3 protein-coding genes and 1 pseudogene are annotated in these 6,613 nt (G+C 69.7%); all 4 read right to left on the bottom strand.

Going from position 1 to position 6,613, the window contains the following annotated elements:
* A pseudogene (locus AC08ON_RS05150) lies at positions 1-832 on the bottom strand (TIGR02680 family protein); the annotation flags it as partial.
* Complete coding sequence (locus tag AC08ON_RS05145) at positions 829-2,097, bottom strand: TIGR02678 family protein (RefSeq protein WP_476606605.1); 1,269 nt, start codon at positions 2,095-2,097, stop codon at positions 829-831. The pseudogene AC08ON_RS05150 and the gene AC08ON_RS05145, both read right to left, overlap by 4 nt.
* The gene (locus AC08ON_RS05140) at positions 2,094-3,884 is read right to left on the bottom strand and encodes a TIGR02677 family protein (protein WP_476606606.1); all 1,791 of its coding nucleotides are present in this window, start codon (positions 3,882-3,884) and stop codon (positions 2,094-2,096) included. Before AC08ON_RS05140 ends, AC08ON_RS05145 begins: the two co-directional genes overlap by 4 nt.
* An 897-nt stretch (positions 3,885-4,781) precedes the next feature.
* Positions 4,782-6,287, bottom strand: a complete 1,506-nt coding sequence (locus AC08ON_RS05135; protein ID WP_476616539.1) for an FAD-binding oxidoreductase — start codon at positions 6,285-6,287, stop codon at positions 4,782-4,784.
* Between the last annotated feature and the right edge of the window lie 326 nt (positions 6,288-6,613).

Here is a 6,613-nt window from a genome sequence, read left to right as displayed (position 1 = left end):
GCGCCGCCGTTTCCGCCTCGGCGAGGGCGCGCAGCGTCTCCCGTTCCTCGTCCAGACCCCGGAACGCCTCGGCCACGATGACCACGAGCGCGGGGTCCAGCGGCGGCAACGCCTCGGTGAGCGCCCGGGAGAGCAGCTTCTCGTCGGGCTTCTTGGACAGTTGCGGCTGGCGTAGCTGGATCAGGAGGTTGACCAGGGCCTCGTACCGGTGCCCGCCGAGACCGAACAGCGCTTCGTCCACGGCACGGCGGTAGTCCGACGCGGTGTCGTACACCGCGCCGTGGCCGTCGACGGCTTCTTTCAGTTTGTCCCTGGTCAGCGGCACCCGGGTCGGGCTGACCAGGGACAGCTGCGGACCGATCCGCTGGCGGGTCACGAAGAACCAGTGCCGGACGATGCCGCGCCCGCTGACCGCCTTCAGGCCGGCCCCGATCGTGCGGTACTCGGGGATGCCGTCACCGCCCAGCCGGCCGAACTCCAGCCAGGTGTAGCCGAGCCGCTCGGGATGCGGATGCCGGCCGCCCAGCAGCAGGTTCCATTCCATCCGCTTGTTGCGGTCACCGTCCGGTTCGACCCGGTGCGCGGCCAGCTCGCTGTCCAGCAGGAACGGCAGCGTCAGCGCCAGGACCTTCGACTTGCCGGTACCGTTGTTGCCCCGCAGCAGCAGCCGCCCGTCGTGGAAGTGGAACTCTTCCACGTCGTAGTAGAAGAGGTCGACCAGGCCGGCGCGCAGCGGCTGCCAGCGGTCCTCCCGGGCCGGTACGGGAATCGAGGCCGGTGCCGGTGCCGTGGGCGATGCCGGTGTTGCGGGCATGCGGGTCGAGGTGCTCATCGGCGGCTCGTCTTCTTCCTTCTGGCCGGACCGCTTCTGGCCGGGCCGGCGCCGCCCGCCCGGCCGTCGTGGATCGTCGGCGCCTCGACGGCGTAGCGCGCGATCGCGGGCCGGGCGAGCACCGCCGGCGGCTCGCCGGCCCGGCCCGGCAGGTCCGTGACCAGCCGCAGCGCGCGCAGCTTGTCCAGCGCCATGGCGAGCAGCTCGGCGTCGGCACCCGGTTCGGTGACGCCCCGCCGCCAGTAGGTGGAATGCTCGGCTGCCATCTTCCGAACGTATCCACGCAGCTGGCCGACCGGCACCGGCTCCGCGGGATCCGGCCGGGTGGCGAGATACTCGGCGACTAGCAGGGTCACGTGGCCGTCGGTGCGCTGTTCCGGCATCCGTACGTCGGTGAGCTCGTCGTCGGGGTCGACCATCGCGATTCCCTCCGCGCGCATCTCGGCGATCAGACCGGTGGCGTCCTCGATCCGTCTGGTGATCGCCCGCCGCTGGCTGATCAGGTAGGCGCGCTCGTCCTCGGCGAGCTCGTCGTAATAGACGACGGGATCATCGAGCAGCCGGCGGGTCAACCGGTGGCGAAGCGACCGGTTGCGCAGGTCGTCGGTGTCGGGGACGGGCTCGTGGGTCAGCTCGGCGAGCCGCGCCCCGATGTCGTCGGCGTCGATGGTCGACGGGCCGCGGGTACCGGTCAGCAGCGACGCGAGCACCCTGCGGCGTACGTCGTACAACGCGTCGCCGCTGTCGCGCAGATAGGCGTCCTCCTCGCCGGCGACCCGATCCAGCACGCCGAGCGCGAGCAGCAGCCGGACCACCGCCACGAGGTCGGAACGTTCGTCCCGGCGGCTGAGGGTGAAGGTGACCCCGGTGCGGGCCAGTTCCGGGTCGCTCGCCGCGACCAGCACCCCTTCGGCCAACCGGCCGAGGGTGATCTGGGTGTCCGCCCCCTCCAGCACTGACAGCGCGAGACACAGCAGGACGTAGCGGCGCCGCCCGAACGGCGCTCGGCCCTTCCCCTCCCGCGCCGGGTGCGTGTCGTCCTGGATGGTCGCCGCCGTCTTGAACAGCCGCGCCGATTCGGCGTCGACGACCAGCCGCCAGCCGGTTTCGGCGGCGAGCCACTCGCGCAGCTCGGACGCGTGCCGGCGGACCAGCCGCAGGACCTCGTCGTCCGCGCCGGCGGTGCGTAGCGGCCCGGCCAGCAGCGCGCGCAGGGCCCTGCGCCGCGCGGCCCGGTTCTCCTCGGCGACCGAGTCCGCCGTCATCCGGACACCCGTCCGGTCTCCAGCAGCTCGAGCCGGTCTGGCCCACCGGCGAGTACGACTGGATCGAGGTCGTCTATCCGGCCATTCGGATCGTTTTGCCGGCTTCGGCCATTCAGGCCATTCAGGTCGTTCCAGGCCGCCGGACGCGATGCCGCACCGGCCAGGTCGACGATCTCGACGGTGTGTTCCGGGCCGTCCAGGACGCCATCCTCGGTCTCGATCCGCGCCACCCCCCCGCCGGGGACGAGGGTGAGCCGGATCAGGACCGTGCCGTCGCTGGACGTGGTCTCCACCTCGGTATCGCCCGGCAGCCTGGCGGCGAGCGCGTCCCCGAGCAGGCCGAGGAACAGCCGGAACGCCTGCCGGTCCAGGACGCCGAGCTGGGACAGCAGCACCGGCCCGTCGGTGGCGAGCCGGGCCCGAGCGGACGCGGCCTGCTCCGCCTCCCGCGCGGCCTGCTCGGCGAGCAGCCGCCGCTGCCGCGCGCGGTCCGTGACCCGGTTCGGCGTTCCGCGCCGCTCGTAGGAACCGGTCCGGCGTAGCTGCGGGCTGATCCGCATCGGCGGCGCATCCTGCCACGGCGTGTTCGGTGCCGGCTCGTCCTCCTGCCAGGCGGCGACGGTCTCCTGGCTGACGGTGAGATGCCGGGCCGAGGCCAGGCCGAAGGCGGCCCGCCACAGCCGGTGGGCCGCCGCGTCGTCAGGGGCCTCGGCAAACCAGCGAGCGAGCGTGCGGAAGTCCGCCGACCGGTCCGAACGGCCGGTACGGCGCTCGTTGAGTGCGGCGACGGTGTCGATGAGCTGGGTGATCGCGGTGATCGCCGCGCCCCGCAACAACCGTGCCTGGGAGGGACGGCGTGAATCCGCCGACACGAACCAGTCGTGCAGGCCGCGCCAGCGGTTGCGCCAGCCGTCCAGGGCCGCGGCGACCGCGGCGTCGTAGGCGGTCCGAATCCGCTCGGCGTCGGTTCGCCCGGCTCCGGTCCGTCCGGAATCGGATGCCCCGGAGCCGGATACCTCGGGCACGTCGGGCACGGCGTCGGTCGCCTCCCGACGGGCCGCGAGCAGCAGCAGGCGTTCGACGCCGGCCCCCTCGACCTGACCCAGCAGGGTGGCGATCTCCGCGCCCCGGTTCGCCAGCTCGGCGATGAACCGGTTGATGTAGTCGATGAGCCGTTGCTTGTAGGCGAGGAACGCGTCCACGTCACCGTCCGAGAAGTCGATCACTCGGCGGAGGGACGTCATGAACGCCTGAGCGTTGTCGGCCAGTCCGGTGAACCGCTCCGCCAGCCCCAGCAGCAGCAGGTGTACCTTCGCCGGGTCGAGATCGGCGGCGTCGCCGGCCGTCATCTCCACCAGGGCGCGCAGCTGGGCGGCGATGTCCTCCAGCGCCACCGACTGCAGGGCGCCCCGGCGGCCGATCGCCACCTCGTAGACGGCGATCGCCTCCTCGGCCGCCTGCCCGGCCGGGGTCAGCTGGTACAGGTAGCGCGCCCGGTGGAAGTCCGCCACTGTGGTCACCCGGCCGGTGTCCGGGTCGGCCCGCAGGTTGCCCCACTCAACGAGCTTGTCCAGCGCGGCGACGATCGACTCGGTCTGCCCCGGCCGCCCCAGGTCCGCGATCACGTCCTCGGGGCGCATGTGGACGATGAACCGGTCCCGCGCCCGCGCGAACGTCGTCAGCACCTCCCGGTAGACGTCCGCGTTGGGGGCGCTCAGGTGCGCGAACGGCTGCCGGGGCAGCGCATCACCGCCGGCTGCCGGCCCGGTCTGTCCGTCGCTCGTCACACCGCCCAGTATCGCCCACCATGCTACCGCGTGAACGGCGGGTGACCGGCTACCAGTGACACTGCTGGGGAAGACGGGAGTCTGCGGGGTCGTCGGTGGCTGAAGCGACGGCCGAGTCTGGCAGGCCTGGACCAGCACCTCGATGCCTCACCTACTCCGCGAACTGATCGACATGCTCGCCGCCGGACACCGGCTCTGCTTCTACCTACCCAGTAGGTCACAAACCATGAACTATCGATCACAGTAAATCGCCGTCGATTACGTCGGAGATTGCTGCGATTCACGTCATTGGTGAAATGATTAGAGCCCGATGGCGGGGGTATCTCTGGCTCGCAAGCCAGTGGGGAACTTCCCCGGGGAGATGGCGGTGCGACACTGGAGGGGGCGGAAATGGCGCTCAGGAAAAGCCCGAAGTATTTTCTGATGGTTGTGATCGTTGCGCTCGGGACAATTTTGTCTGCGGCTCCTTCGATGGCTTCTCCGCCGAGAAGCACGCCTGGCGCGGTCCATCGCAGTGATGTACATTGTTATTGGCGCCATATGAGCGGTCACTGGGTCTGGAGGCATGGACACCGGACCTGGATTCCCCCGCGCACGGTCAGGGTCTGTCGCTGAGATTCCAATAAAACAGGCACCGATCGCAGGAATCCTTGCGGTCGGTGAGGAGATCTTTTAGAGACAAGTGTTCCGTCCTTGTGCGCTCGCGCGGGGACGGAACGCCAAACCTCGGATGCCCGTTACAACGTCCGCCTCGCCCACGACCGAGGATGAAGAACTGTGCATGGTGTGGGCTACGGCGCGCCAGCGAGCCTGGCCGGTCGTCTCGGTGGACGAGCGGGAGAGCCTACAGGAGACCCTGGAGATTCTCGCGGACAGTGATGCGGTGGCGTCGATCCGTCAGATGCGTGAGGAGATCGCCCGAAAGGTGGGGACGGTCATCAGCCCCAGTCCCAGCGCAGGCTCAGCTTTCGGCGGGGGGGGGATGTTGGGGTTGAGCCGGAAGCGGTTCTCCGGGTCATAGGTGCGCTTCACTCGCTGCAGCCGCTCGACGTTGCGCCCCCAGGCCCGTGCCCGGTCGGCGTCGTCGAGATCCGCGTCGCCGCTGAAGTTGAGGTAAGTGCCCGATGCGGCCCGAAGCCTGACGGCCTCGCCGTAGGCATTGCGCACCCAGCGGATGTTTGCGTCGTCTTCGGCGGGGTCCAGCCAGTTTCCGTCGATGCTCAGCAGGTACCGAGCGCTGCGGTCACCGAACGCGGTTTCGGTTGTCCCTACACGTGACATGGCGCCTCCCAGGAGAGGCAGGTGCACCATCGTCGTCGGGTGCGGGCGGTCGTGGCTGATGCGCGCCACGAACGTGGTCGCGTCCTCATCGAGTCTGTCCAGGTAGACGGACTTCCAGTAGCTCTGGAGTCCGCCCTTGGGGAAGAAGGGATCGAGGGAGGATTGCGCTGTCCGGTACGACCGGGCCTGGCTCATATCGGCAAGCGGCGTGCCAAACCCGGAAAGCGCCCGGCACGCTCGCTGACCCTCGTCCGGGGCGCCGGCATACAGGGCGGCCGTGATGAGCACGTCGCGGTTGTGCACGGCGGGCGGGAGCGTCGGTGCATCCGGCAGCGACCACAGGAGGGCACGGCTGGTGACCTCGTCAGGGACGGTGGACGTCCAGTCCTGCCAGCGGGAAAGCACCTCGGTAACGGCGTCGACCGGGTGGACGATCATGCTGTTCCAGACCATCGGGCCCAACGGATAGGCCTCGAACTCGAAGGACACCACCACACCGAAGTTGCCGCTCCCGCCACGCAACGCCCAGAACAGGTCCTCATGATGTTCGGTCCCGTCGCACCGTATGATCTTGCCGCTGGCTGTCACGACCTCGGCGGCGCGCAGCGCATCACAGGCCAGACCGTACTTGCGGTGGAGCCAGCCGATTCCGCCACCGAGTGTCAGACCCGCGACGCCCGTGGTCGACACGACCCCGCCAGGTACCGCGAGCCCGTACAGCTGCGTCTCACGGTCGACGTCGCCCCAGGTCGCACCACCCGCCACCCGCACACGTCGCTGATCCGGGTCGACCCAGACACCCCGCATCATCGACAGATCGATCATCAAACTGTCGTCGGCCGTGCAGGTCCCGGCGATGCTGTGGCCGCCGCCGCGGACAGCGACGAGCAGGTCCCGCCTGTAGGCGAGGCTGACGGCGTCGACGACGTCGGCGGTCCCGGTGCATCGGATGATCAGACCGGGTCTGCGGTCGAGCATGGCGTTCTGGACGACCCGGATGTCGTCATACCCCAGGTCGTCCGACGTCAGAACCTGCCCGCGGAAGATCGCGCGGATCTCCTCGACCGTCTCGTCCGAGAGCGTCTGCCGTTCGCCATCCAGCGTGAGTATCTGTGCCGACATCGAGCGATCTCCCCTCCGCGCCTGCCGATGTCTCCGGTGGGCATCGGTCTGCGTTACCCGCTTCTTACAGGGTGACGCCACGGATGGATCGTCGCTAGCGTGTTCGTCCCGCAGGAGGCAGCCAGTTCGGCGAGTGCGGCCAAGATTGCCACTCCGAACCCGGCCCACCGCCATCTCGTCTCTGCGCCGGACAGCGGCGTGCCTGCCGGGGGTGCGGGCGCAGCCCGCCCCGGTCCGCCAGCGCGTCGGTGGCCGGGATCCGGGTCCACGAACCGGACTGTCGGACCGCTCCAGTAGCGTTGGTAGGCTGTCTATCGGGAGGTCAG

The sequence above is a fragment of the Frankia sp. CoWAU3 genome, assembly GCF_977971855.1.
The sequence above is the reverse complement of the archived record's forward strand: the minus strand, read 5'-3'. Positions and strand labels throughout refer to the sequence as shown.

Coding starts and splice junctions, on each gene's coding strand:
- AC08ON_RS05145 (WP_476606605.1), bottom strand. CDS start 2,097: ATGACGGCGGACTCGGTCGCCGAGGAGAACCGGGCCGCGCGGCGCAGG.
- AC08ON_RS05135 (WP_476616539.1), bottom strand. CDS start 6,287: ATGTCGGCACAGATACTCACGCTGGATGGCGAACGGCAGACGCTCTCG.